Consider the following 25,861-nt stretch of genomic DNA (forward strand, 5'->3'; position numbering starts at 1 on the left):
ATGGAAACCTATACCGCCATGCGCCACTTCGCCGACAGCTGGGGCCTGCTCGCCATGACGCTGTTCTTTGCGGCTGTCGTTCTCTTCACCCTTCGCCCCGGCGCCCGCAAGGCCGCCGAACGGGCGGCTGAAATCCCTCTCAAGGAGGACTGATCATGGCCGAGAAACACATCGATGAAATCTCGGGCGTCGAAACCACCGGCCACGAATGGGACGGCATCCGCGAACTGAACAACCCGATGCCGCGCTGGTGGGTCTGGTCGTTCTACGCCACCATCCTCTGGGCCATCGGCTACGCCATTGCCTTCCCGGCCTGGCCGATGATCACGGATGCGACGAAGGGCGTGCTCGGCTGGTCGAGCCGCGCCAATGTCGCCGCCGAACTGGCGAGCGCCAAGCAGGCCCAATCGGGCTTCCTCGACAGGATCGCCTCGTCGTCGCTGCAGGACATCATGGCCGATCCGCAACTCTCGCAGTTCGCGATCGCCGGCGGCGCATCGGCCTTCAAGGTCAACTGTGCGCAGTGCCATGGTTCGGGCGCGGCCGGTGCGGCCGGCTTCCCCAACCTCAACGACGACGACTGGGTCTGGGGCGGCACGGTGGACGACATCTACCAGACCATCGCCCACGGCATCCGCCATCCGGGCGACGAGGAGACCCGCACGTCGGAAATGCCGGCCTATGGCGATATCCTCCAGCCGGAGGAAATCAAGCAGGTCGCGGCCTATGTCGTCAGCCTGACGGGCACGCCGTTGGATGTCGCCCTGGTCGAGCCCGGCAAGCAGATCTTCGCCGACAACTGCGCGGCCTGCCATGGCGAGGACGCCAAGGGCAATCGCGAGATGGGCGCTCCGAACCTTGCCGACGCCATCTGGCTGAAGGGCGAGGGCGAGGCTGCCATCGCCGCGCAGGTCCGCTCGCCCAAGCACGGCGTCATGCCGGCCTGGCTGCCCCGCCTCGGCGATCCCGCCGTCAAACAGCTTGCCGTCTTCGTGCATTCGCTGGGCGGCGGCGAATAAACGCACCTGCCGGATGACAAAGCAGAAGGCCGCGGGTTTCCGCGGCCTTTTCGTTTCGTTTGGAGGAGAAGGTCTCCGTTTCAGGCGACGACCGTATTGCGTCCCGCGGATTTGGCGCGATAGAGGTTGCGGTCGGAGGCCGCGAGCGCTTCGGCCGGATCGAAGCGTGGCGCGCAGTGGAAGGCGCCGATGCTGACGCCAAGGGCGATACGGGTCCCGGCGGGCGTGTCGAGGTCGATGGCTTCCACCGCCTCGCGGATCGTCTGGGAATGGGCGAGCATGCGTTCGGGCGAAGCTTCATGCAGGAAGACGGCGAATTCCTCGCCGCCGAGCCGGCCGGCAAGATCGTTTTCCCGTGACAGGCTGGCAAGGACGGTGCCGATCACGTTCAGCGCCGCATCGCCCGTCGCATGGCCGAAGCGGTCGTTGACCGACTTGAAGTGATCGACATCGAGGAAGAGCAGGCCGCCATGCACGCCGGCGCGGCTGCGTGCGTCGAGGTCGGCAAGGAAGGCCGCGCGATTGAGCAGGCCGGTCAGCGCGTCGCGCCGGGCCTGATGCTGCAGCCGTGTATAGGCTTCGGCAAGGTCGTCCCGGGTCCGGGCGAGCGCGCTATTGGCAAGGCGCAACCGCTCCGCCTGCCAGAAATGCAGCAGCGAGGCGGGAATGGAAACGGCGATGGGGCAGGCGATCGTCATGACGAGCCCGGCGCCCGCCACCTTGCCGCCAAGCATGGGCACGAAAGCGAAGCTGATCAGCAGCGAGGCCACAACCGAGAGCGCCGCCACCGCCAATGTCTTGCCGAAAATCCTGACCATCGAACGAGCCCGCGCCTGTTGAACCGCGGGCCCTGACTAGAAGCGTCTGATTGAAAAAGCCTGAATTCTCTCGGTAAAACCCGCGCCAACTCTCAAATTGACGTTACGGCAGGCATTTACCGGTCGGACCAGACCGCAAGCTCGTATCCATCGGGATCGGCGAACTGGAAACGACGGCCGCCGGGGAAGGCGAAGATCGGCTTGACGACCGTGCCGCCCGCCTTTTCCACGCGGGCCAGCGCGTCTTCGAGATCGTCGGCGAAGAGGATGACGAGCGGTCCGCCTTTCGCGCTCACCGGCGCCAGCGTCGTGAACCCGCCGGTAAGGCGGCCGTCCTGGAACTCGCAATACTCCGGACCGTAATCGGTGAAGGTCCAGCCGAAGGCGTCGCCGTAGAAGGCCTTGGCGCTGGCGATATCCGCCACGTTGAATTCGATATAGTCGATCTTGCGATCCGCGCCTCTGCTGCTCATGCCGTCGTCTCCTTGCCTTGCATCGGTGTCTTCCATCAGTCTTGCCAGGGTTTCGAGATCGCGCGCCACGTGGGCGGCGTCCGATTCGAAGGCCGCATCGTCCATATCCGGTTGCCGCAGCAGCGTGAACATTACTTCGGTGCCGTCACCGTTGGGCACGACGCGCAGCGCGTTCTCCACCACGAGGCCGTCCGGGAATGTCACCGTGTGGTCCATCACGCCGAAATCGTTCGGCGGGGCAAAGCGCACCCGTACGTTTCCGACCGGACCGCCATCGGCAATCCAGTCGTCGCCATCAGGAACAAGGCCTGCCGCAAGGCCCGAGGCCCAGAGCGGCATGTTTTCCGGCCGGGCGGCGAAGGCATAGACCGCGCGCCAGTCGCGCTGGATGGTCCTGTGAACGATGCGGGCGGTGAGGGTGGTCATGGGCGTCTCCTTTGACACGACCATAGGCGATCGCGCGCCGGTGTCTTGGACGAAACGGACAGTCAGCCGCGCATCTGGCGCAGGATTTCACCGGGCGTCAGGCTCGTCAGCGCCAGCACGTCGCGGTTCATGTGCGCCTGGTCGGCAAAGCCGCTGTCGGCGGCAAGACCGGCAAGCGTGTTCTCGCGATGCGCCATGCGGCCGAGGAGCGTCTGGAAGCGGAGGATGCGGGAAAGCGTCTTCGGGCCATAGCCGAATTCGGCGGTGCTCAGGCGCCGCAGGGTGCGTTCCGTCAGGCCCATCTCGAGGGCGATGGCGTCGGCCGGCAGGCGTGCGCTCAGCGCGTGCAGGGCGGCCACATTCGGCCGCACCGCCGGCAGGTCTCGCATTTCCATCGCGAAGGCGGCCTGCAGATGCTTCAGGCGCTGGAGCGGATCGCCGAGGGCAAGCATCCGGTCATGCTGCGCGCCGAAGCTGCCGGGCAGGATATCGCCGAGCGCGACGACCGTGCCGGTAAGCTGGTCGAGGTCGCAGCGCAGCAGAGAACGGGCGATCCCGGGCCGCAGGCGCAGACCGAGAATCACCTGCCCCGACCGGAGGCGCGGATAGGCCGCGACGCGGTCCGGTCCGGCGAGGAGAAAGCCGCCTTCCGTCCAGAGCAGATCGACGCAGCCGTCCGGCACGACGGCGACGCGCGCGGTAGGGGGACTGTCGGGGGCGCGGTGCATCCAGACACAGCGAACCGCCCCGGAAATCGCCGGGGAAACGGCGAACTCACGGTAGTCGCCATAGCGTTTCGCCAGGATGGTTTCCGTCATCGCGTCCTTCCGTGCGGCAACCCGCCACGCCCTGTCTTGCTGAAAACTTGACGTAGATCAACGATAGCCGCCCTTGTTGGCGTCATTGTGCCGGCACAACGACACGTGCGGCCGGGCCTATGCAACAGAATTCCACCACCATCTACAATTCCATCGAACGCCACGAGGCGGAAGCCGTCAATTCGGCGAAGGTGCGCAAGCCGCTCTACGAGAAGCGCAAGAAGATCTTCCCGAAGCGGGCGGAAGGTCGCTTCCGGCAGTTCAAGTGGCTGGTGATGCTGATCACGCTCGGCATCTATTACCTGACGCCGTGGATCCGCTGGGACCGCGGCCCACATGCGCCGGACCAGGCCGTGCTGGTCGATCTCGCCGGCCGCCGCTTCTATTTCTTCTTCATCGAGATCTGGCCGCAGGAATTCTTCTTCGTGGCGGGCCTGCTGGTCATGGCGGGGTTTGGCCTCTTCCTCGTCACTTCGGCGGTGGGACGCGCCTGGTGCGGCTATGCCTGTCCGCAAACCGTCTGGGTCGATCTCTTCCTCGTCGTGGAACGGGCCATCGAGGGCGACCGCAATGCGCGCATGAAGCTCGATGCCGGCCCATGGACCTTCGACAAGATCTGGAAGCGCGTCAGCAAGCATGTCACCTGGCTGGTGATCGCGGTGGCGACCGGCGGCGCCTGGATCTTCTATTTCGCCGATGCGCCGAGCCTGCTGATCGATTTCGCCACGCTGCAGGCCCCGCCCGTCGCCTATATCACCGTCGCCATCCTCACCGCCACGACCTACATTTTCGGCGGCCTGATGCGCGAGCAGGTCTGCACCTATATGTGCCCCTGGCCGCGCATCCAGGCAGCGATGCTGGACGAAAGCTCGCTGGTCGTCACCTATAACGACTGGCGCGGCGAGCCGCGCACCCGTCATGCCAAGAAGGCCATCGCCGCCGGCGAGAGCGTCGGCGACTGCGTCGACTGCAATGCCTGCGTCGTCGTCTGTCCCATGGGCATCGACATCAGGGACGGCCAGCAACTCGAATGCATCACCTGCGCGCTCTGCATCGATGCCTGCGACAATGTCATGGACAAGCTCGGCAAGGAGCGCGGTCTCATCGCCTATGCGACGCTGTCGGACTATTCGAGCAACATGGCGCTGGCGACGGCCGGTGCCACGGTGCCGGTGGATCCGAAGCGCGTGCGCGATGCCGAGGGCCGTTTCGACGACAGGGTCAAGCATTTCAACTGGCGCATCATCTTCCGTCCGCGCACGCTGTTCTATTTCGGCGTCTGGTCGCTGGCGGGGCTGGCGCTGCTCTTCGCGCTGCTGTCGCGCGACCGGCTGGACCTCAACGTCATCCACGACCGCAACCCGCAGTTCGTCGTCGAATCGGATGGCTCGATCCGCAATGGTTATGCGGTGAAGCTGCTCAACATGATCCCCGAGCCCCGTGTCATCACCGTCTCCATCGAGGGCATGCCGGGCGCGACCATGAAGGTCGTCGGCCATGACGGCGCAGACGGCCGCAGCGTCGACGTGCCGGTCGATCCGGACAAGGTGACGGCGCTGCGTGTCTTCGTCACCCTGCCCAGGGATCGGCTTGCGGAGGCCGCCGAAGGTTTCCAGATTGTCGCCGAGGACCGGCAGGGCCACGAGCGCGACGTCTATTCCGCCAACTTTAACACGCCGGGAGCAAAGTGATGGCCGCAGAACGCAGACAACAGGGCTTCGTCTTCACCGGCTGGCACATGCTGGGCGTCATGGTGCTGTTCTTCGGCACGATCATCACGGTCAACCTCATCATGGCCTGGAACGCCTCGCACAGCTGGAGTGGCCTCGTGGTGCAGAACACCTATGTCGCCAGCCAGCAGTTCAACGGCAAGGTCGCGGAAGCCAAGGCGCTTGCCGCGAGCGGCATCGAGGGCAGCCTCACCATCGAAGGCGGTCGCATCGCCTATCGCGTGGTCGATGCCAAGGGCGCGCCGCTGATTGCCGACGATGTCTCGGCGGTCTTCAAGCGCCCGGTGGACGAGCGCGAGGACTTCACGCTGGCGCTGAAGCCGGCCGGGCAGGGGCTCTTTACCGCCGAGCGCGACATTGCGCGCGGCCAGTGGATCGTCGACATCGCGACGAAACGCGACGGCGTGAAGGTGTTCCACCAGACGGTTCGCACTGTCGTTGCGGGAGGCGTGCAATGAGCTGCTGCGCCCCCGGTACGGAAGGCGTCGTCGAGGCGGAGCGCGCCCGGCAGGCGCTGCCCTCCTCGGAAGAACTGATGCTGGCCAGCCGCCCGGTGGGCGAGGGGCTGCGCCAGAGCGATCTCAGCGTGCCCGGCGTTCATTGCGGCGCCTGCATCACGACGGTCGAGGGTGCGCTGAACGCGCTGCCCGAAGTGGCGCGCGCCCGCGTCAATCTCTCCACGCGCCGCGTCTCCGTGGTGTGGAGGGAAGACGTGGACGGACGGCGTACGGGCCCGCAGGCCATCGCCGCCGCCATCCGCGCCACCGGCTACGACACCCATCTCTTCTCGCTCGCCGCCGAAGGAGACGATGCGCTGCGCAACCAGCTCATCCGCGCCGTGGCCGTGGCGGGGTTCGCCGCCACCAACATCATGCTGCTGTCGGTCTCGGTCTGGTCCGGCGCGGAGGCAGCGACGCGCGACCTCTTCCACTGGATCTCCGCCTTCATCGCGGGGCCCACGCTGATCTATGCCGGCCGCTTCTTCTACCAGTCCGCCTGGAATGCGGTGCGCCACGGCCGCACCAACATGGACGTGCCGATCGCGCTCGCCATCACGCTGTCCTATGCCGTATCGCTGTGGGAGACGCTGCACAGCGCCGAGCATGCCTGGTTCGATGCGACGGTCAGCCTGCTGTTCTTCCTCCTCATCGGCCGCACGCTCGACCACGTCATGCGTGACCGCGCCCGCTCGGCCATCACGGGCCTTGCGCGCCTTTCACCGCGCGGGGCCATGGTCGTGCGGCCGGATGGCACGCGGGACTATCGCCCCGTCGAGGAGATCGCCGTCGGCGAACATCTGTCCATCGCCGCCGGCGAGCGCATTCCCGTCGACTGCCGGGTTCTGGCGGGCGCCAGCGACATCGACCGCTCCATCGTCAATGGCGAGAGCGATCCGCTGGCCGCAGGGCCGGGTACGCGGCTGGAAGCGGGCGCGATGAACCTCACCGGCTCGCTCACCGTCGAAGCTGTCGCCACCGCGCGCAATTCGTTCCTGTCGGAAGTCATCGGCCTCATGGAGGCGGCCGAGGGCGGCCGGGCGCGCTATCGCCGCATCGCCGACCGCGCCGCGCAGATCTATTCGCCCGCCGTGCACCTTCTGGCGTTTGCCTCCTTCCTGGGCTGGGGCTTCTACGATGGCGACTGGAAGCATGCCATGCTGGTCGCCATTGCCGTGCTGATCATCACCTGCCCCTGCGCGCTCGGCCTTGCCGTGCCGGTGGTGCAGGTCGTTGCGGCCGGGCGTCTCTTTGCCGGCGGCGTCATGGTCAAGGATGGCTCCGCCATGGAGCGCCTCGCCGAGATCGACACCGCCGTTTTCGACAAGACCGGCACGCTGACGCTGGGCAAGCCGCGCCTCGTCGAGCGGGAAACGGTCAATCGTGCGCATCTGGCGCTTGCCGCCGCGCTCGCCCCCCATTCGCGCCATCCGCTTTCGATGGCGCTGGTCGGGGCGAATGCCGGCCCGTCGCCTGTCATCGAGGCGGTCACGGAAGTCGCCGGCGGCGGTCTCGAAGCCGCCACGCCGCAAGGCCTGCTCCGGCTCGGCAATTGCACCTTCGCCTGCGGCAATGCCGCGACCGGTGACGACGTGCATGGCCTGTCGGAGGTCGTGCTGACGCGGGACGGCACGGTGCTGGAAACCTTCCGCTTCGAGGATGCGCTGCGCGCCGGCGCGGTGGAAGCCGTCACGGCGCTGAGACAGGACGATGTCGAGATGGCCATTCTGTCGGGTGACCGTGCGCCTGCCGTCGCCCGCATTGCAGGCCTGCTCGGCATCGGTCGCTGGCGGGCCGCGCTCTCGCCGCGCGGCAAGACCGAGGCGGTCGCCGAACGCGCGGCCGCGGGCCACCGGGTCCTCATGGTCGGCGACGGCATCAACGATGCGCCGGCGCTTGCCGCCGCCCATGTCTCCATGGCGCCCGCCACGGCCGCGGATGTCGGCCGGCAGGCGGCGGATTTCGTCTTCCTGCACGAGAGCCTCGAGGCGGTGCCCTTTGCCCATGAGACCGCGTGCCGCGCCGGTCGTCTGATACGGCAGAATTTCGCCCTCGCCATCGGCTATAACGTCATCGCCGTACCGGTCGCCATTCTCGGCCATGCCACGCCGCTGATCGCCGCTGTCGCCATGTCCACGTCCTCGATCATCGTGGTGGTGAACTCGCTACGCCTGCGCGGAAGGCTGCCTGCCTTTGCAGTCCGCGCGGCGGACGAGGCCCGTCCGGTCAACCCGCTGGTGCAAGCCGCATGAACACGCTGATCTTCCTCATTCCCATCGCGCTCTTCCTTGGCGCGCTCGGCCTCGGCGCCTTTCTCTGGTCGCTGAAAAGCGGCCAGTACGACGATGTCGAGGGGGCTGCCTGGCGGGTGCTGGACGATGGCGACGACCGGCCATCCCGTTGATTTCGAGCGGTTCTAAAATGGACCGTCCGGCAAAGAATTCCTTGTCGTAAATCGATTTGAATGCCAAAACACCACGGCTGGAGCCGAGGCTCCACAGGCTCTTCTCGCGCGGCGATTCCGGCATCGGTCCGGCAGGCATCCCCCGCCGCGCCATCCTACGGAGGTACTATCGTGGCACAGGCGGAAATCGGGCTAATCGGTCTCGGCGTGATGGGGTCGAACCTTGCGCTCAACATTGCCGAAAAGGGCAACACGATCGCGGTCTTCAACCGCACGGTCGCGCGCACGAAGGAATTCTACGAGGAAGCCGGCGATCTCAAGGGCCAGATCGTGCCCTGCGACACGATCGAGGAATTCGTCGCCGCCATCCGCCCACCGCGGCCGATCATCATCATGATCCAGGCCGGCGCCGCGGTCGACCAGCAGATGGAACTGCTGCGTCCCTATCTCGAAAAGAACGACATCATGATCGATGCGGGCAACGCGAATTTCCGCGACACGATGCGCCGCTTCGACGCCCTCAAGGATTCCGGCCTCACCTTCATCGGCATGGGCGTTTCCGGCGGTGAGGAAGGCGCGCGCCACGGCCCGTCCATCATGGTCGGCGGCACGGAAGCCTCCTGGAAGCGCGTCGAAAAGGTGCTGACCTCGATCTCCGCCAAGTACAAGGACGAACCCTGCGTCGCCTGGCTCGGCGAGAACGGCGCCGGCCACTTCGTCAAGACCATCCACAACGGCATCGAATATGCCGACATGCAGATGATCGCCGAAATCTACGGCATCCTGCGCGATGGCCTGAAGATGAGCGCCGCCGAGATCGGCGAGGTCTTCGGCGCCTGGAACAAGGGCCGCCTGGAATCCTACCTCATCGAGATCACCGAGAAGGTGCTCGCCGCCAGAGACCCGATCGGCGGCGGTCCGATGGTCGACATGATCCTCGACAAGGCCGGCCAGAAGGGCACCGGCAAATGGTCGGCCATCGAGGCGCAGAACATGGGCGTGCCGGCAACCGGCATCGAGGCGGCCGTCGCCGCCCGCTCGATCTCCTCGTTCAAGAGCGAGCGCGAGGCGGCCGAAAAGATCCTCGGTCTGCCGGATGTTCCGGCCCTCGCGGTCGCCGACAAGGCCGCCTTCATCAAGGACCTCGAAAGCGCGCTGCTCGCCGGCAAGATCGGCGCCTATGCGCAGGGTTTCGCGGTGATGTCCGCGGCCTCGAAGGAATACAACTGGAACCTGCCGATGCCGACGATCGCCAAGATCTGGCGCGCCGGCTGCATCATCCGCTCGCAGTTCCTCGACGAGATCACCAGCGCCTTCACCAAGGCGCCGGATGCCGCCAACCTCATCGTCACCCCCGCCTTCGCCGCGATGGTGAAGGAAACCGACGGGGCGCTGCGCCGCGTCGTCTCGGCGGCGGCGCTGCACGGCTTGCCGGTTCCCGCGCTTGCCTCGGCGCTCGGCTATTTCGACAGCTATCGCCGCGGTCGCGGCACCGCGAATGTCATCCAGGCCCAGCGCGACTTCTTCGGCGCCCACGGCTTCGACCGCCTCGACGGCGCCGACAGCCATCATGGCCCGTGGGGCTCCGGCCTGAACGGCTGAAGCCTCTAGAAATGGAAATGAAGCGGCCCGGTTCATACCGGGCCGTTTGCTTTGGGGGCCTGGCCTATCCCGGCGGCGGAAAACGGCTGCTACGCATCCCCCGTCGGGATGGGATAGCTCAGCGTCTGCAGTTCCTCCGGCGGGCGGCCCTCGATGCGGGCGAGCACGGCCCTGGCCAGTTCCCGGCCGGCGAGGCGGATGTCCTCGCGCATGGTCACGACCTCCGGCCGCAGCCATTGCAGGAACATGTGCGGCTCCTTGGAGACCATGTCGACATCCCGCCCGAGCCTGCGGCCCTTCGCTTCTAGCGCCGCGATGAGCGCGACGGCGCCGGAGCCGCTGCCGGAGACGATGCCGTCGGGGGCGTCGGGGCCGCTGAACAGGGCCTCGGCCGCATTACGGATGTCGAGCAGACTGTTGTCGAGATTGACGGCGTTGAAGGGCAGGGCCGTTGCGCCGAAATCGCGGATGCCTTTCTCGAAACCGCCGCGCATGTGCAGGTAGAAGGTGAGATAGGGCGGCGGCTGGAGCAGTACCAGCCGCTTGCGGCCAAGCTCGACCAGCTTGCGCACGGCTTCATAGGCGAAGCGCTCGTTGTCGAAATCGTGATAGGGATGGGCAAGGCCCATTTCCGTGCGGCCATGCGTGACGAAGGGGAAGTTACGCTCGACCATCAACGCGACGCGCGGGTCCTTCGGCTCGGTGCGCGAGATGATCACGCCGTCCGCCGCGCCCGTCTCCAAGACGTAGCGCACCGGATCGAGCGCATTGCCCTGCGTGCGGTAGGGTGTCACGACGAGATGATATTGCGTGGCGGCGAGCACTTCGGAAATGCCGACGACCATCGGGCTCGTCAGGCCCATGATCTCCTCTTCCAGGCTGAGGATGAGGCTGATGACGTTGGTCTTGCCGGTTCGAAGGCGCACGCCCGCGCGGTTCGGCTGGTAGCCGATCTGGCGGGCGACGAGGCGCACGCGCTCCTTCGTTTCGCTGCTGATGTCGGGCGCATCCTTGAGCGCCCGTGAAACCGTCGTGATGCCGAGACCGGTCATGAAGGCGATCGTCTTCAGCGTCGGCCGCTCGCCGGAGGGCGGAAGCGCCCCCGCCTGGCCCTCGCTCATCTTCCTGTCCATGCCCTGCTTGCCCACCTCACCCTATTAGCAGCCGGTTATACATTTTTTGGACCCGGCTGCCACTCTCTCGCAAAATCGCTCCTAAATCTGTAACGATACAGATGTTTTGTCGAGGCGGAATTTGCGCGAATTTGCATGGCGCTGATCTCGGCAGCACCGTTGCGCCGCAAAACTGTAATTTATGCGCTTGCGAAGACTGGTAGGCGGAAGCGCTGTTTCTTTTTGGAAAAAGAATTGTAAATACAATTGTTTGTAAGGAGATGTCTGAGTGGGTGCAGCGACCTGTCGCCCCGGTTCCGACGAGGTGCTGCGGTCCGAAAGAAGCCCAAAATTCCCGTCGAAACAAAATCCAGTGGCGGGCGGTTGCGCGATTAAATCGATTGGGCTACGTTTTTACTGCAACGTTTCAGTGAGGGAGGAGACTCATGAAAACTCGTGTGATGGCTGCTGCATTGGCAGCGACCGTGGTCCTGCCGTTCGCCGTCGCTCATGCGACCGATCTGGAAGTGACCCATTGGTGGACGTCCGGCGGGGAGGCTGCGGCGGTCGCAGAACTGGCGAAGGCTTTCGACGCCACGGGCAACAAATGGATCGACGGCGCCATCGCCGGCGCGGGCGGCACGGCGCGCCCGATCATGGTCAGCCGCATCACCGGCGGCGACCCGATGGGCGCCACGCAGTTCAACCACGGCCGCCAGGCCGAGGAGCTGGTCGAGGCCGGGCTGATGCGCGACCTGACGGACGTCGCGACGCGGGAGAACTGGAAGGACGTCATTCGCCCGGCAAGCCTGCTCGATAGCTGCACCATCGACGGCAAGGTCTATTGCGCGCCGGTCAACATCCATTCCTGGCAGTGGCTCTGGCTTTCCAACGCCGCTTTCGAGAAGGCGGGTGTCGCCGTTCCGAAGACCTGGGACGAGTTCGTCGCCGCCGCGCCGGCGCTGGAAAAGGCCGGAATCGTGCCGCTCGCCGTCGGCGGGCAGGCCTGGCAGTCGGCCGGCGCCTTCGACGTGCTGCTGCTCGCCATCGGCGGCAAGGATACGTTCTACAAGGTGTTCAAGGACAAGGACGAGGCGGTTGCCGCCGGCCCCGACATCGCAAAGGTGTTCAAGGCGGCAGACGATGCGCGCCGCATGTCCAAGGGCACCAATGTGCAGGACTGGAACCAGGCCACCAACATGGTCATCACCGGCAAGGCCGGCGGGCAGATCATGGGCGACTGGGCGCAGGGCGAGTTCGCGCTGGCCGGGCAGGTCGCCGGCAAGGACTATACCTGCCTTCCGGGTCTCGGCGTGACCGACGTCATCGCGACCGGGGGCGATGCCTTCTATTTCCCGGTGCTCGAGGACGAGGCGAAGTCGAAGGCGCAGGAGGCGCTGGCCTCCACGCTCGTCAGCCCCGCCGCGCAGGTGGCCTTCAACCTCAAGAAGGGTTCCCTGCCGGTGCGCGGCGACGTCGATCTCGCCGCCGCCAACGACTGCATGAAGAAAGGCCTCGACATTCTTGCCAAGGGCAATGTGATCGACTGGACCGACCAGCTGCTGTCCGCCGACAGCCAGAAGCAGAAGGAAGACCTCTTCTCGGAATTCTTCGCCAATCCCTCGATGACGCCGGAAGACGCGCAGAAGCGTTTCGCCGAGATCATCGCTTCGGCGGAGTGACCGGCCGGCGGCCGGCGCGTGCTGCCGGCCGCTCCCCCTGATCGGGACCAAGGAGGAGTGACCCATGACGGGCCAGGTACAAACCGGTCGCCCCAGCAGGCTGTTGCGCAATATCAGCGCCAAGATCGCTTCCATTCCGATGGTGCTGACCGCCGTGGTCATCTTTCTCGGCGGCACGGTCTGGACGGTCGTCTATTCGTTCACCAATTCGAAGCTGCTGCCGCGGGCGAAATTCGTCGGCCTCGACCAGTACGAACGCCTGTGGGATGCGCCGCGCTGGATCGTCTCGATCCAGAATCTCGCCATCTACGGCGCCTTCACGCTCGTCTTCAGCCTCGTCATCGGTTTCCTGCTGGCAGCCCTGATGGACCAGAAGATCCGTTTCGAGAACACGTTCCGCACGATCTTCCTCTATCCCTTCGCGCTGTCCTTCATCGTCACCGGCCTCGTCTGGCAGTGGATCCTCAATCCGGAATTCGGCGTGCAGTCCGTCGTGCGTGCGCTGGGCTGGGAAAGCTTCACCTTCGATCCGCTCTACAATTCCGAGATCGTCATCTACGGCGTGCTGATCGCCGGGCTGTGGCAGGGCACGGGCCTCGTCATGTGCCTGCTGCTCGCCGGCCTTCGCGGCATCGACGAGGATATCTGGAAGGCGGCGCGCGTCGACGGCATTCCGATGTGGCGGACCTATCTCTTCATCGTCATCCCGATGATGCGGCCGGTCTTCATCACCACGCTCGTCATCATCGCCAGCGGCATCGTCAAGGTCTACGACCTCGTGGTGGCGCAGACGAGCGGCGGGCCGGGCATCTCGTCCGAAGTGCCGGCGAAATATGTCTACGACTACATGTTCCAGGCGCAGAATCTCGGCCAGGGCTTCGCCGCCTCCACCATGATGCTCGTCACCGTCGCCATCATCATCGTGCCCTGGGCCTATCTCGAGTTCGGAGGACGCAAGCGTGGCTGACACCCTCTCTTCCAGGACCGGCGCCGAGCCGTGGGGCGCAAAACCCCGCCGCACGCTCTCCGGCCGCAACATCATGCTCTACGGCACGCTGCTGGTGGCGGCGCTCTACTACCTGCTGCCGCTCTATGTGATGGTCGTCACCTCCATGAAGGGCATGCCGGAAATCCGCCTCGGCAACATCTTCTCCCCACCGCTCGAGATCACCTTCGCACCCTGGGCCAAGGCCTGGGCCAGCGCCTGCACGGGGCTCAACTGCGATGGCCTGTCGCGCGGCTTCTGGAATTCGGTGCGCATCACCATCCCCTCGACGCTGATCTCGATCCTCGTCGCCTCCGTCAACGGCTACGCTCTCGCCAACTGGAAGTTCAAGGGCGCGGACGTCTTCTTCACCATCCTCATCGTCGGCGCCTTCATCCCCTATCAGGTGATGATCTATCCGATCGTCATCGTGCTCAGGGAAATGGGCATCTACGGCACGCTGACCGGCCTCGTCATTGTGCACACCATCTTCGGCATGCCGATCCTGACGCTGCTGTTCCGCAACTATTTCTCCTCCCTGCCGGAGGAGCTGTTCAAGGCGGCGCGCATCGACGGGGCGGGGTTCTGGCAGATCTATCTCCGCATCATGCTGCCGATGTCGCTGCCGATCTTCGTCGTGGCGATGATCCTGCAGATCACCGGCATCTGGAACGACTTCCTCTTCGGCGTCGTCTTCACCCGGCCGGAATATTACCCGATGACCGTGCAGCTCAACAACATCGTCAACTCCGTCCAGGGGGTGAAGGAATACAACGTCAACATGGCCGCGACGCTGCTGACCGGCGCGGTTCCGCTCATCGTCTATTTCGTGTCGGGACGCCTCTTCGTCCGCGGCATCGCCGCCGGCGCAGTCAAGGGGTAAGCCATGCAGACATCCGTCTCCATCAAGGATCTTTCGCTCAGCTTCGGCGCGGTCAACGTGCTGGAAAACCTCAATCTCGATATCGGCGAGGGCGAGTTCCTCGTGCTGCTCGGCTCGTCTGGCTGCGGCAAGTCGACCCTGCTCAACTGCATCGCCGGCCTGCTGGAGCCGACCGGCGGGCAGATCTTCATCAAGAACAGGAACGTCACCTGGGAGGAGCCGAAGGACCGGGGCATCGGCATGGTCTTCCAGTCCTATGCGCTCTATCCGCAGATGACGGTGGAGAAGAACCTGTCCTTCGGCCTCACGGTGGCAGGCATGGCAAAGCCGGAGATCGACAAGCGCGTCGCCCGCGCCGCCGAGATCCTGCAGATCGGCCCGCTTCTCACCCGCAAGCCCTCGGCGCTCTCCGGTGGCCAGCGCCAGCGCGTGGCGATCGGCCGGGCGCTGGTGCGCGACGTCGATGTCTTCCTCTTCGACGAACCGCTCTCCAATCTCGATGCGAAGCTGCGCTCTGAGCTGCGTGTGGAAATCAAGCGGCTGCACCAGTCGCTGAAGAACACGATGATCTATGTCACCCACGACCAGATCGAGGCGCTGACGCTCGCCGACCGCATCGCCATCATGAAGAGCGGCGTCATCCAGCAGCTCGCCGATCCCAACACGATCTATAACGCGCCGAGGAACATGTTCGTCGCCGGTTTCATCGGCTCGCCCTCGATGAATTTCTTGCGCGGGGAGATCACCGAGCGCGGCGGCCGGCCGGTCTTCAGCACCAACGGCGTCGATTTTTCGCTCGACGGTTATGCCGCCGGCGAGGCGCTCCATCCCGGCCGCAAGGTCGTTCTCGGCGTGCGCCCGGAGCATGTGAAGGTCAACGAGGACATGCCCGGCATCGAAAGTCATCCGGCGACCGTCGATATCGAGGAGCCGATGGGCGCCGACAACCTGCTCTGGCTGAAGCATGCCGGCCATACGCTCTCCGTCCGCGTCGCCGGCGCGCGGCGCTTTGCGCCGGGCACGGCGGTGAAGCTCGCCTTCGACATGGGACTGGCCTCGCTGTTCGATGCGGAGACGGAGGAGCGGATCTGAGGTGATGCACAACCACGTTTCAGGGATCGACAGATGAACCGAGCAACCAGCACCGCCATCGACCTCTCCGGCACCTGGACCCTCGCCAGCACCGATGCCGCCCATAGCGCGCCGATGCGCGTGCCGGGCGACGTGCACAGCGCCCTGCTTGCCGCCGGTCTCATTCCCGACCCCTATGCCGGCCGCAACGAGCGTGACGTGCAATGGGTGGCCGAAAAGGACTGGGCGATCGAGCGCATGTTCGACCTCGCGCCGGAAATGCTGGAAGGCGACTGGTATCTCGATATCGACAGCATCGACACGGTCGCCTCCGTCTATGTGAACGGCGTGCTGGTTCAGGATACGGACAACTGCTTCCGCCGCTATCGGCCCGACGTCACCAACGCCCTGAAGGCCGGCGAGAATACGGTGCGCGTGCTGATCCATTCCAGTATCGCGGCCGGCGCCGTCAGGCAGGCGGAACAGCCCTTCTTCATCCCCTGGCATCCCGGCAACTCGCCGATCCCGAACGGCAACATGCTGCGCAAGCCCCAGTGCCATTTCGGCTGGGACTGGAACATCGCCCTTGCGCCGCTCGGCATCTATGGCGGCATCGCCCTGCGCAAGCTGGAGGTGGCGCGTGTCGAGCATGTCACGACCAGGCAATTCCATCATGCCGGCGGTGCCGTCGATCTCTATGTCACCGCCACCTTTTATGCGAAGGCGCCCGGCATCCTGCCGGTGCATTTCGCGCTCGGCGAGGAACGCGTGCGCTTCGACATCGGCATCGATGCCGGCGAGACGCAACTGACCCACATGTTCCGCATCGACAAGCCGGCGCTCTGGTGGCCGTCGGGCCATGGCGAGCAGGCAATCTATGCCGTGCGGGTGGAAACGCCCGCCGAGACCGCGGTGCGCCGCATCGGCCTTCGGCAGGTGGAGCTGTTGACCGACGTGGACGAGGCCGGCAGCCGCTTCGCGCTCAAGGTCAACGGCCGGGAAATCTTCTGCCGCGGCGCCAACTGGATTCCGGCCGACGCCTTGCCCGCGCGCATCACGCCGTCAGGCGTGCGCGACCTCCTGCAATCGGCCGTCGAGGCCAACATGAACATGCTGCGGGTCTGGGGCGGCGGCTTCTACGAGCCGGACTGGTTCTATGATCTCTGCGACGAACTCGGCCTGATGGTCTGGCAGGACTTCATGTTCGCCTGCAACCTCTATCCCTCGACCGTCGATTTCCTCGACAATGTCGCGGCCGAGGTGGAATACCAGGTCAAGCGTCTCGCCTCGCACCCCTCCATCGTCATGTGGTGCGGCGACAACGAGCTGGTCGGCGCGCTGACCTGGTTCGACGAAAGCCGCGCCAACCGCGATCGCTATCTCGTCTCCTACGACCGCCTCAACCGCACCGTCGAACTGGCGATGAAGAAGGCGGCGCCCGGCGCCATCTGGTGGCCCTCCAGCCCGGCCTCCGGCTATCTCGACTTCGGCGATGCCTGGCACGCGGACGGGTCCGGCGACATGCACTACTGGTCGGTCTGGCACGAGAACAAGTCCTTCGACAATTACCGCAGCGTGCGGCCGCGCTTCTGCTCGGAATTCGGCTTCCAGTCCTATACGTCCATGCCCGTAATGCAGACCTTCGCCGACCCGAAGGACATGAACATCGCCTCTCCGGTCATGGAGAGCCACCAGAAGAATGCCGGCGGCAACGAGCGCATCGCCGGCACCATGTTCCGCTACTTCCGCTTCCCGAAGGATTTTGCGAGTTTCGTCTATCTCAGCCAGATCCAGCAGGGCCTCGCCATCCGCACGGCCGTGGAATACTGGCGCTCGCTGAAGCCCCATTGCATGGGCACGCTCTACTGGCAGCTCAACGACACCTGGCCGGTCGCCTCCTGGTCGAGCCTCGACTATGGCGGAAGCTGGAAGGCCATGCACTATATGGTGCGCCGCTTCTTCCAGCCCGTGGCGGTCGCCGCCATTCCCTCAAAGGACGGCGAGACCATCGGCTTTTCCGTCGTCAACGACACGGCGGAAGCCGTTGCGGTGAAACTCGACACCTGGCTCGTTTCCCTCTCGGGCGAGCGGCGGGCCTACCGGAGTGCGGAGGGCGTCTGCGGGCCCGACAGGGCGGAGATGCTGTTCTCCGTCTTTTCCGCCGATCTTCCCGAGGACACGCTGCTCTTCTGGTCCTTCGAGGCCTCGAACGGCATGCGCGGCGAGGGGCACCACGTTGCGGTCAACTACAAGGCGCTCGATCTGGAAGCCTCCGGCCTGACGCTCGACGTTTCGCCGCGCGATGACGGCACCGTCGCCGTCACCGCCGCCGCCACCGGGCTGGCGCTGCATGTGATGCTCGAGGCGGAGTGCGCCGGCCGCTGGTCCGACAATGCCTTCGATCTTACCGCCGGCGCGCATCGCACGGTCATCTTCACGCCCGCGCAAGACGGTGCGGTTCCCAACATTCGCTGGCTCGATCTTCATTCCTGCCAGACGGCCATCTGAACGCACGAGGAGACATCCATGCAGACAGTCAGTTTCCAGCTCTACAGCGCCCGCAACTTCCAGCCCTTCGCCGAAGTCTTCCGCATCCTCGCCGATGCCGGCTACCGGCAGGTGGAAGGATACAGCGCCCTCTATGCCGCCCTCGACGACGCGGCGATCCAACAGGTGAAGGCCGATCTCGACCGGTACGGCCTGACCATGCCGTCGGCCCATTTCGGCCTCGACATGCTGGAAGACGAGCCGGAGCGGGTGCTCGCCATCTGCCGCACGCTCGGCATCGAGGCGGTCTATTGCCCCTATCTCCTGCCGGAGGACCGCCCGACGGACGCCGCCGGATGGCGGGCCTTCGGCGAGCGCCTGCAGAAGGCCGGCGCGCCGATCCGCGCGGCGGGCCTCGTCTTCGGCTGGCACAACCACGATTTCGAGTTCTTCACGCTGCCCGACGGCAGCGTGCCGCAGGACCATCTCTTCGCCGGCGGGCCGGATCTTTCCTGGGAAGCGGATATCGCCTGGATCGTGCGCGGCGGGGCCGATCCCTTCGCCTGGATCCAGACATACGGCGACCGCATCACCGCCGTGCATGTCAAGGACATCGCGCCGAAGGGCGAGAATACGGACGAGGACGGCTGGGCCGATGTCGGCCATGGCACGGTGCCGTGGGCCGATCTGGCCAAGGCGCTGGCCGGCACGCCGGCGCGATACTTCATCGTCGAGCATGACAATCCGAAGGACCTGACCCGGCTTGCCACCCGCTCGATCGCGACCGTCAAGGCTTTGTAAGGACTGACCATCATGAGCAAGGAATACGGAGTCGGCATCATCGGCTGCGGCAACATCTCGGGCGCCTATTTCAAGCTGATCCCGACCTTCCGGAACCTGAAGGTCGTGGCCTGCGCCGATATCAATCCCGCCGCGTCGCAGGCGCGCTCGGAGGAATTCGGCGTGCCGGCGCAGGAGATCGGCGAACTGCTCGCCAATCCCGAGGTCGATGTCGTCGTGAACCTGACGATCCCCGAGGCGCATTACCCGGTTTCGCGGCAGGCGCTGGAGGCCGGCAAGCACGTCTATTCGGAAAAACCCTTCGTGCTCTCGCTCGAACAGGGCGAGGACCTGCGGCGTATCGCCGATGCCAAGGGCCTGAAGGTCGGCTCGGCGCCGGATACCTATCTCGGCGGCGCGCACCAGTTCGTGCGCCATCTCATCGACAACGGCAGGCTGGGCAAGATCATGTCGGGCACGGCGCATGTGCTGGGGCCGGGCATGGAGAGCTGGCATCCGAACCCGGACTTTTTCTTCGCGCCGGGCGGCGGACCGATCCTCGACATGGGGCCCTATTACGTCAACAACCTCGTCAATCTCGTCGGTCCGGTGAAGCGCGTCGTGGCGCTCGCCAACCGGGCGCGGGAGGAGCGGGTGATCGGCAACGGCCCGCGCCTCGGCGAGACGGTGCCGGTGGTCGTCGCCACCAACATTCACGCGATCCTCGAATTCGTCAGCGGCGCGCAGGTGGCGCTGATGGCGAGCTGGGACGTCTGGGCGCATCGCCACCAGAACATGGAGCTCTACGGCACCGACGGCGCCGTCTTCGTGCCGGACCCGAACTTCTTCGGCGGCGTGGTGGAGCTTGCCGGAAACGATCGGGAGCCGAAGGCGGTGGAGGTCTGGGACCATCCGCTGACCGCAGAGAACTATGAATTCGACTGGGGCAGGCAAGCCAACTACCGGGGCATCGGCCTTGCCGACATGATGGAGGCGGTGACGACCGGCCGCGACTACCGGTGTTCGCTGGACCGCTCGCTGCATACGATCGACGTCTTGACGGCGATCCTGCGTTCCGCCGAGGAGGGCAGGGCGATCGACATCGTCACCACCTGCACCCAGCCGGCGGCGCTCGGCATCGAGGAGGCGCGGGCGCTCTTGCGATAAGCGTGTGCAACGACCGGCAAGGGGCTGAAATCCCTTGCCGGTCGCTATCCGGCGGGGCTACGACACAGCACCCGATTCAGCAAAGGAACGTGACCATGGCCTGGCAGCCGGCGGATACCCGTTACGACACGATGACCTACAACCGCGTGGGACGCTCCGGCCTGAAGCTGCCGGCGATCTCGCTCGGCCTCTGGCACAATTTCGGTGACGACACGCCGCATGACCGCAAGGTCGACATGTGCCGCACGGCCTTCGACCTCGGCATCACCCATTTCGACCTCGCCAACAACTACGGCCCGCCGGCCGGCACGGCGGAAACCGCCTTCGGCGAGATCCTGCGCACCGATTTCAAGCCGCTGCGCGACGAGCTGATCATTTCCTCCAAGGCCGGCTACGACATGTGGCCGGGTCCCTATGGCGAGTGGGGCAGCCGCAAGTATCTCATCGCTTCCTGCGACCAGAGCCTGAAGCGCATGGGTCTCGACTATGTCGACATCTTCTACTCCCACCGCTTCGATCCCGACACGCCGCTGGAGGAAACCTGCGGCGCGCTCGATCATATCGTGCGCTCCGGCCGCGCGCTCTATGTCGGCATCTCCTCCTACAATTCGCAGCGCACCCGCGAGGCCGCCGCGATCCTGAAGGACCTCGGCACGCCCTGCATCATCCACCAGCCGAGCTATTCCATGCTCAATCGCTGGATCGAGGATGACGGCCTCGTCGATACGCTTGACGACCTCGGCATCGGCTCCATCGTCTTCTCGCCGCTGGCGCAGGGCATGCTCACCACGAAATATCTCGGCGGCATTCCGGGCGACAGCCGCGCGGCGCTGAACCACTTCCTCAAGAAGGACTTCATCCGCCCCGAGATCATCGACAATATCCGCAAGCTCAACGCCATCGCCGAGCGGCGCGGCCAGACGCTGGCGCAGATGGCGCTCTCCTGGGTGCTGCGCGGCGGGCGCATCACCTCGGCGCTGATCGGCGCCAGCCGCTCCGCCCAGATCGTCGATTGCGTCAAGGCGCTGGAAAAGCCCGATTTCACGGCCGAGGAACTGGCCGAGATCGATGTCTATGCCCGGGAAGCCGACATCAACCTGTGGGCCAGCTCCGCCGAGCGCGACTGACGCCTCAGCTCGCCTGCCGGATCCACAGCGGAAAGGGGTCCGGCAGATTTGCCCAGCGGGCGGGCTCGAAACCGTCCGCCTCCACCAGGCAGGCGTCGAGCCGGCGACGGATATCGGCTTCATCCATCGGGTCCGCGCCGATGAAGACGAGTTCCTGCCGCCGGTCGCCCCAGACGGGGTCGGACATGCGGGCGATCGCCTCGCGCGCCGTCCGGTCCTCCGGCCAATGCTGTTGCGGTACGGAGGCCCACCAGAGGCCGAGCCGCCCGCTTCTGACCAGAGGGCCCGCCTGGCTCATCTCGCCGACATGGTGCGGGCGGGTGGCGAGCCAGAAGAAGCCCTTGGCGCGGATGACGCCCGGCCAGCTCTCGTCGAGAAATGCCTTGAAACGCGCCGGCTGGAACGGCTTTCGCGCCCGGTAGACGAAGGAGCGGATGCCGTATTCCTCGGTTTCCGGCACGTGATCCCGGAAGCCGTGCAGCTCCTTGAACCAGAGCGGATGTTCGCTTGCCCTGTCGAAATCGAACCGGTTCGTGCCGAGAATGTCGGCGAGATCGACGCGGCCGAAATCCGTCTCGATGACGTGGGCGCTGGCGTTGAGACCGCCGACGATCTGCCGGGCGGCAAGGAGATCGGCAGGGCTTGCGGCGCTGGCCTTGTTGAGCACCACCACATCGGCGAATTCGATCTGCTCGACCAGCAGTTCCACCAGCGTGCGCGTGTCGTTTTCCCCGGCCGTCTCGCCGCGCTGGGCGAGGAAATCCTGCGAGCCGTAGTCCTTCAGGAGGTTGGCGGCATCGACCACCGTCACCATCGTGTCGAGGCGCGCGACATCCGACAGGCTCCGTCCGTCCTCGTCGCGGAAGTCGAAGGTGGTGGCGACGGGCAGAGGCTCGGAAATGCCGCTCGATTCGATGAGCAGGTAATCGAAGCGGTTCATCTCGGCGAGGCGGCGCACCTCGGTGAGAAGGTCGTCGCGCAGGGTGCAGCAGATGCAGCCGTTCGTCATCTCGACCAGCTGTTCGCCGGTGCGCGAAAGGTCTGCCCCGCCGTCACGGACGAGCGCGGCGTCGATGTTCACCTCGCTCATGTCGTTGACGATGACGGCGACGCGCAGGCCGCTGCGATTGGTGAGAGCGTGGTTCAGAAGCGTCGTCTTGCCGGCACCGAGAAAGCCGGAAAGGACGGTGACGGGGAGGCGGTTGTCCATCGTATCATGCCTTTAATGTTATACCGTTACATTCGTGCGGCTGAAAAAGGCGGGATCGATCCCGCCTTTGTCCGTGTCTTGCGTGCGGCTGTGCGCGCACGCGTCCCATGGCTCGTGCCCTGGCGCGTTCAGCCCGTCTGCCCGAGGCAATCCTTCAGCGACGTCGCGAGGCCCTTCATCAGGGTGAAATAGAGCTCCGGTCCGGCGTCGAGCGTGGCGGCTTCCGGATCGAGCGTGCCGGATTTCGCCGGGGTGCCTTCGATGACGACATTGACCAGCTTCGGCTCAAACTGCGGTTCGGCGAAGACGCAGGTCGCGCCGAGTGTCTTCACCTTGTCGCGGATCTGCGTCAGGCGCTCGGCGCCCGGCAGGGTTTCCGGGCTGACGGTGATCGAGCCGGCGGCCTGCATGCCGTAGTGGTGTTCGAAATACTGATAGGCGTCGTGGAAGACGATAAAGGGTTTTTCCTTCACCGGCGCGACCGTCTCGGCGATCTCCTTGTCGAGCGCGGCGAGCCTGTCGGTGAGGTCGGCGAGGTTCTTGTTGTAGGTCACGGCATTGGCCGGGTCCTTCTCGGCGAGAACCTTCGCCGCCTCCGCGGCTATGGCGCGGGCATTGTCCGGGCTCAGCCACAGATGCATGTCGAATTCGCCGTGGTCGTGGCCCTCGTGGCCGGCCTCTTCGCCATGGGCGTGACCTTCGGCCTCCTTCGCATGATCATGGCCGGCCTCGTCATGACCCTGGCCTTCCTCGGCATGGTCTTCATGCGCGTGGTCGTGTCCCTCTTCCTCGCCGTCATGCTCGTGCGCCTCGAAGGGGCCGCCTTCGCGGAAGGGCAGCTTTTCGAGACCCGGCGCATCGTCGAGTTCCACCACGGTCGCCTTGCCGCCCAGCGCCTCCAGCGGCTTTTCCAGGAAGGCCTCCAGGCCATGGCCGACCCAGAAGACGACGTCCGCATCCTGCAAGGCGGCCGCATTGGACGGCTTCAGCGAATAGGTGTGCGGCGAGGCCGCGCCCTCCACGATGAGGGCCGGTTCGCCGACGCCCTGCATGATCGCGGATACCAGCGAATGGATCGGCTTGATCGAGACGACGACATTCGGCGTCTCGGCCCGCGCGGCTGCGGTGCCGGCGGCAAGAAGGGCGGTGGAGAGGAGGAGGGAACGAATGGCCTTTTTCATGGGATCTCCGTCTTGATAATGTATGTAATGTTATTACATCAATTGCGTTATGCTATAACGTGTGCCATATCCCGACGCAACAGGCCTTTTTGGAAAAATGATGCTGCAGAACCAGACAGAGACCCATCCGCCGCTCGTCTCGTTGACGGGCGTCGGCGTGCGCCGCCAGGGCCGCTGGCTGGTGCGCGGCGTGGAATTCTCCATTGCGCCGGGCGAGATCGTCACGCTGATCGGGCCCAACGGATCCGGCAAGTCGACGACCGCCAAGGCCGCCATCGGCGTGCTGAAGCCGGACGAAGGCAGGGTGGAGCGCAAGGCCGGCCTCAAGGTGGGCTATGTGCCGCAGAAGCTCGCCGTCGACTGGACCATGCCGCTCACCGTCGACCGGCTGATGACGCTGACCTCCCCGCTGAAGGGCGCGGAGATCGACGCGGCGCTGGAGGCGACGGGCATCCGCCATCTCGCCCGCGCCGAGGTGCAGCATCTGTCCGGCGGCGAGTTCCAGCGCGCGCTGCTCGCCCGCGCCATCGCCCGCAAGCCCGATCTGCTCGTGCTCGACGAACCGGTCCAGGGCGTCGACTTTTCCGGCGAGATCGCGCTCTACGATCTCATCAAGACGATCCGCAACACGACCGGCTGCGGCATCCTGCTCATTTCGCACGACCTGCATGTCGTGATGGCCGAGACGGACACCGTCATCTGCCTCAACGGCCATGTCTGCTGCCGCGGCACGCCGGAGACGGTGAGCCAGAGCCCGGAATATCTGCGCCTCTTCGGCGCGCGGGCAGGGCAGACGCTGGCCTTCTACAATCACAATCACGACCATACCCATCTGCCCGATGGCCGCGTGCTGCATGCCGACGGGTCGATCACCGACGACTGCCGTCCGAACGAGAGCCGCCCTGTCGATATCCTGCCGAGCGGCGGGCGCGCCGGGCCGATGCGCCTCGGCCATGTGCATGGGCCGAATTGCGGCTGTGGCCCAGAGCCGGCGCGCATGGCGGACGGAAAGGAGCGGCGCGATGCTTGACGATTTCTTCATGCGGGCGCTCGTTGCCGGGGTGGGACTAGCCGTCACCGCCGGTCCGCTCGGCTGCTTCGTCGTCTGGCGGCGCATGGCCTATTTCGGCGACACGATGGCCCATTCGGCGCTGCTCGGCGTCGCGCTGTCGCTGTTGATGGATTTCAACCTGCTGCTCAGCGTCTTCATCGTCGCGGCGACGGTCTCGCTGCTGCTGATGCTGCTGCAGAAGCGCGGCACGCTTTCCACCGATGCGCTGCTCGGCATCCTCTCGCATGCGACGCTCGCCATCGGCCTCGTCCTGGTCTCCTTCATGACCTGGGTGCGCATCGATCTCGTCGGCTTCCTCTTCGGCGACATCCTCGCCGTGACGCGCCCCGATGTCGATCTCGTCTGGGGCGGCGGCGTTCTCGTGCTCTTCGCCATCGTCTGGATGTGGCGGCCGCTCATCGCCTCCACGGTCAATCCTGAGCTTGCCGAGGCCGAGGGCCTGCAGCCGGAAAGGGCGCGGCTTGCCTTCATGCTGCTGATGGCGCTCGTCATCGCCATCGCCATGAAGATCGTCGGCATCCTGCTGATCACCTCGCTGCTGATCATCCCCGCCGCCACCGCCCGGCGCTTTTCCACCAGCCCGGAGATCATGGCCGTGCTGTCCTCCGTCATCGGCGCGCTCGCCGTCGTCGGCGGACTGTTCGGCTCGCTGAAATTCGATACGCCGTCCGGCCCGTCCATCGTGGTGGCAGCGCTTGGCCTGTTCATTCTGAGCCTGCTGACGAAGCCCCGGACGCATTCGGTCGCACATGAAGGAGGTCGGGCATGACCACGCAACCCTTGACGCGCAACCAGGGCCTCGTCTTCGACGTGCTGTCGCAGTCCGAAAGCCCGCTGAGCGCCTATTCGATCCTCGACAAGCTGCGGGACGATGGTTTCCGCGCGCCGCTGCAGGTCTACCGGGCGCTCGACAAGCTGCTGGAATTCGGTCTCGTGCACCGGCTCGAAAGCATCAACGCCTTCGTCGCCTGCGCCCATCCGGAAGAGGGCTGCCATGCTCATGGCATCACGGCCTTCACCATCTGCGAGACCTGCGGCAAGGTGACGGAGTTCCACGACCACGTGATCGAGGAACGGCTGAAGGGCTTTGCCAGGGACCGCAACTTCAAGACCGGCAAGACGACGATCGAGATCCGGGGAACCTGCGCCGGCTGCGCCTAGAGTTTGTCAGGGAAAAGTGAGAACCGGTTTTCCCGAAAGACAAACGAAAACAAAAGGATTTAGAGCATGCCTGGTTCAACCTGAACCTGACATGCTCTTGGGTGCGTCCGGTTCACCCGCCGAGGCGATGCCGCTTCGACCCAAGGCTCGCGCACG

The 25,861-nt window shown here is 65.4% G+C and carries 24 protein-coding genes and 1 pseudogene; 18 read left to right on the plus strand and 7 right to left on the minus strand.

The annotated features are described in order from the left end of the window. On the plus strand, window positions 1–153 hold the full coding sequence (locus V8U06_RS02770) for a cbb3-type cytochrome c oxidase subunit 3 (protein WP_226918732.1): 153 nt from the start codon (window positions 1–3) through the stop codon (window positions 151–153). A 2-nt stretch (window positions 154–155) separates the two neighbouring features. Then, on the plus strand, window positions 156–1,019 hold the full coding sequence (gene ccoP, locus V8U06_RS02775) for a cytochrome-c oxidase, cbb3-type subunit III (protein WP_427139399.1): 864 nt from the start codon (window positions 156–158) through the stop codon (window positions 1,017–1,019). 80 nt (window positions 1,020–1,099) lie between these two features. Here the strand turns inward: ccoP and V8U06_RS02780 are convergent, their stop codons facing one another. From V8U06_RS02780 to V8U06_RS02795, 4 genes and pseudogenes are all read right to left on the minus strand, one after another. After that, the gene (locus V8U06_RS02780; RefSeq protein WP_427139400.1) at window positions 1,100–1,837 is read right to left on the minus strand and encodes a GGDEF domain-containing protein; all 738 of its coding nucleotides are present in this window, start codon (window positions 1,835–1,837) and stop codon (window positions 1,100–1,102) included. A 116-nt stretch (window positions 1,838–1,953) separates the two neighbouring features. Beyond that, complete coding sequence (locus V8U06_RS02785) at window positions 1,954–2,310, minus strand: VOC family protein (protein ID WP_427139579.1); 357 nt, start codon at window positions 2,308–2,310, stop codon at window positions 1,954–1,956. 30 nt (window positions 2,311–2,340) lie between these two features. Continuing rightward, window positions 2,341–2,736: pseudogene (locus V8U06_RS02790) on the minus strand (SRPBCC family protein); the annotation flags it as partial. Between the two features lie 62 nt (window positions 2,737–2,798). Continuing rightward, window positions 2,799–3,554, minus strand: a complete 756-nt coding sequence (locus tag V8U06_RS02795; RefSeq protein WP_427139401.1) for a helix-turn-helix domain-containing protein — start codon at window positions 3,552–3,554, stop codon at window positions 2,799–2,801. A gap of 119 nt (window positions 3,555–3,673) precedes the next feature. On the opposite strand from V8U06_RS02795, the gene ccoG reads away from it, so the two are divergent. From ccoG to gndA, 5 genes are all read left to right on the plus strand, one after another. Then, entirely contained in the window at window positions 3,674–5,245 is a 1,572-nt protein-coding gene (gene ccoG, locus V8U06_RS02800) for a cytochrome c oxidase accessory protein CcoG (RefSeq protein WP_427139402.1), read from the plus strand. Beyond that, entirely contained in the window at window positions 5,245–5,742 is a 498-nt protein-coding gene (locus tag V8U06_RS02805; protein WP_226918737.1) for a FixH family protein, read from the plus strand. Before ccoG ends, V8U06_RS02805 begins: the two co-directional genes overlap by 1 nt. Further along, complete coding sequence (locus V8U06_RS02810) at window positions 5,739–8,033, plus strand: heavy metal translocating P-type ATPase (protein WP_427139403.1); 2,295 nt, start codon at window positions 5,739–5,741, stop codon at window positions 8,031–8,033. Before V8U06_RS02805 ends, V8U06_RS02810 begins: the two co-directional genes overlap by 4 nt. Next, window positions 8,030–8,185 (plus strand): cbb3-type cytochrome oxidase assembly protein CcoS, encoded by a 156-nt coding sequence (ccoS, locus tag V8U06_RS02815; RefSeq protein ID WP_226918739.1) that lies wholly within the window; start codon window positions 8,030–8,032, stop codon window positions 8,183–8,185. Before V8U06_RS02810 ends, ccoS begins: the two co-directional genes overlap by 4 nt. A 171-nt stretch (window positions 8,186–8,356) precedes the next feature. Continuing rightward, window positions 8,357–9,787 carry an NADP-dependent phosphogluconate dehydrogenase gene (gene gndA, locus V8U06_RS02820; protein WP_427139404.1) on the plus strand — a complete coding sequence of 477 codons (1,431 nt, stop codon included), beginning with the start codon at window positions 8,357–8,359 and terminating at the stop codon, window positions 9,785–9,787. An 89-nt stretch (window positions 9,788–9,876) separates the two neighbouring features. Here gndA and V8U06_RS02825 read toward each other — a convergent pair whose 3' ends face one another. Further along, on the minus strand, window positions 9,877–10,920 hold the full coding sequence (locus V8U06_RS02825; protein ID WP_427139405.1) for a LacI family transcriptional regulator: 1,044 nt from the start codon (window positions 10,918–10,920) through the stop codon (window positions 9,877–9,879). A gap of 425 nt (window positions 10,921–11,345) precedes the next feature. Between V8U06_RS02825 and V8U06_RS02830 the strand changes: the two genes are divergently transcribed. The 8 genes from V8U06_RS02830 to mgrA all read left to right on the plus strand — a co-directional run bounded on the left by V8U06_RS02830 (window position 11,346) and on the right by mgrA (window position 21,081). Continuing rightward, entirely contained in the window at window positions 11,346–12,581 is a 1,236-nt protein-coding gene (locus V8U06_RS02830) for an ABC transporter substrate-binding protein (protein ID WP_226918742.1), read from the plus strand. 64 nt (window positions 12,582–12,645) lie between these two features. Continuing rightward, window positions 12,646–13,548 (plus strand): carbohydrate ABC transporter permease, encoded by a 903-nt coding sequence (locus tag V8U06_RS02835; RefSeq protein ID WP_427139406.1) that lies wholly within the window; start codon window positions 12,646–12,648, stop codon window positions 13,546–13,548. Window positions 13,549–13,621: 73 nt separating this feature from the next. Next, window positions 13,622–14,449 carry a carbohydrate ABC transporter permease gene (locus tag V8U06_RS02840; protein ID WP_427139580.1) on the plus strand — a complete coding sequence of 276 codons (828 nt, stop codon included), beginning with the start codon at window positions 13,622–13,624 and terminating at the stop codon, window positions 14,447–14,449. A 3-nt stretch (window positions 14,450–14,452) separates the two neighbouring features. After that, window positions 14,453–15,541: an ABC transporter ATP-binding protein gene (locus V8U06_RS02845; protein ID WP_427139407.1), complete on the plus strand. Its 1,089-nt coding sequence runs from the start codon at window positions 14,453–14,455 to the stop codon at window positions 15,539–15,541. Between the two features lie 33 nt (window positions 15,542–15,574). Then, window positions 15,575–18,028: a beta-mannosidase gene (locus V8U06_RS02850; RefSeq protein ID WP_427139408.1), complete on the plus strand. Its 2,454-nt coding sequence runs from the start codon at window positions 15,575–15,577 to the stop codon at window positions 18,026–18,028. A gap of 18 nt (window positions 18,029–18,046) precedes the next feature. Further along, the gene (locus V8U06_RS02855) at window positions 18,047–18,808 is read left to right on the plus strand and encodes a sugar phosphate isomerase/epimerase family protein (RefSeq protein ID WP_427139409.1); all 762 of its coding nucleotides are present in this window, start codon (window positions 18,047–18,049) and stop codon (window positions 18,806–18,808) included. 12 nt (window positions 18,809–18,820) lie between these two features. Further along, on the plus strand, window positions 18,821–19,954 hold the full coding sequence (locus V8U06_RS02860; RefSeq protein WP_427139410.1) for a Gfo/Idh/MocA family protein: 1,134 nt from the start codon (window positions 18,821–18,823) through the stop codon (window positions 19,952–19,954). A gap of 95 nt (window positions 19,955–20,049) precedes the next feature. Next, complete coding sequence (gene mgrA, locus V8U06_RS02865; RefSeq protein ID WP_427139411.1) at window positions 20,050–21,081, plus strand: L-glyceraldehyde 3-phosphate reductase; 1,032 nt, start codon at window positions 20,050–20,052, stop codon at window positions 21,079–21,081. Between the two features lie 4 nt (window positions 21,082–21,085). Here the strand turns inward: mgrA and V8U06_RS02870 are convergent, their stop codons facing one another. Then, window positions 21,086–22,291, minus strand: coding sequence for a GTP-binding protein (locus V8U06_RS02870; RefSeq protein ID WP_427139412.1), 1,206 nt, complete (start codon window positions 22,289–22,291; stop codon window positions 21,086–21,088). Between the two features lie 128 nt (window positions 22,292–22,419). Beyond that, window positions 22,420–23,472, minus strand: a complete 1,053-nt coding sequence (gene znuA / locus V8U06_RS02875; protein ID WP_427139413.1) for a zinc ABC transporter substrate-binding protein ZnuA — start codon at window positions 23,470–23,472, stop codon at window positions 22,420–22,422. Between the two features lie 100 nt (window positions 23,473–23,572). On the opposite strand from znuA, the gene V8U06_RS02880 reads away from it, so the two are divergent. From V8U06_RS02880 to V8U06_RS02890, 3 genes are read left to right on the plus strand one after another with little or no spacing between them, the layout of a single operon-like run. Beyond that, window positions 23,573–24,502 (plus strand): ATP-binding cassette domain-containing protein, encoded by a 930-nt coding sequence (locus tag V8U06_RS02880; RefSeq protein ID WP_427139414.1) that lies wholly within the window; start codon window positions 23,573–23,575, stop codon window positions 24,500–24,502. Continuing rightward, on the plus strand, window positions 24,495–25,313 hold the full coding sequence (gene znuB, locus V8U06_RS02885; protein ID WP_427139415.1) for a zinc ABC transporter permease subunit ZnuB: 819 nt from the start codon (window positions 24,495–24,497) through the stop codon (window positions 25,311–25,313). The genes V8U06_RS02880 and znuB overlap by 8 nt, the downstream gene beginning before the upstream one ends. Continuing rightward, on the plus strand, window positions 25,310–25,705 hold the full coding sequence (locus tag V8U06_RS02890) for a Fur family transcriptional regulator (RefSeq protein WP_427139416.1): 396 nt from the start codon (window positions 25,310–25,312) through the stop codon (window positions 25,703–25,705). Before znuB ends, V8U06_RS02890 begins: the two co-directional genes overlap by 4 nt. Window positions 25,706–25,861: the final 156 nt, after the last annotated feature.

It is taken from the genome of Shinella sp. G-2, assembly GCF_050172695.1.
Lineage (GTDB): Bacteria > Pseudomonadota > Alphaproteobacteria > Rhizobiales > Rhizobiaceae > Shinella.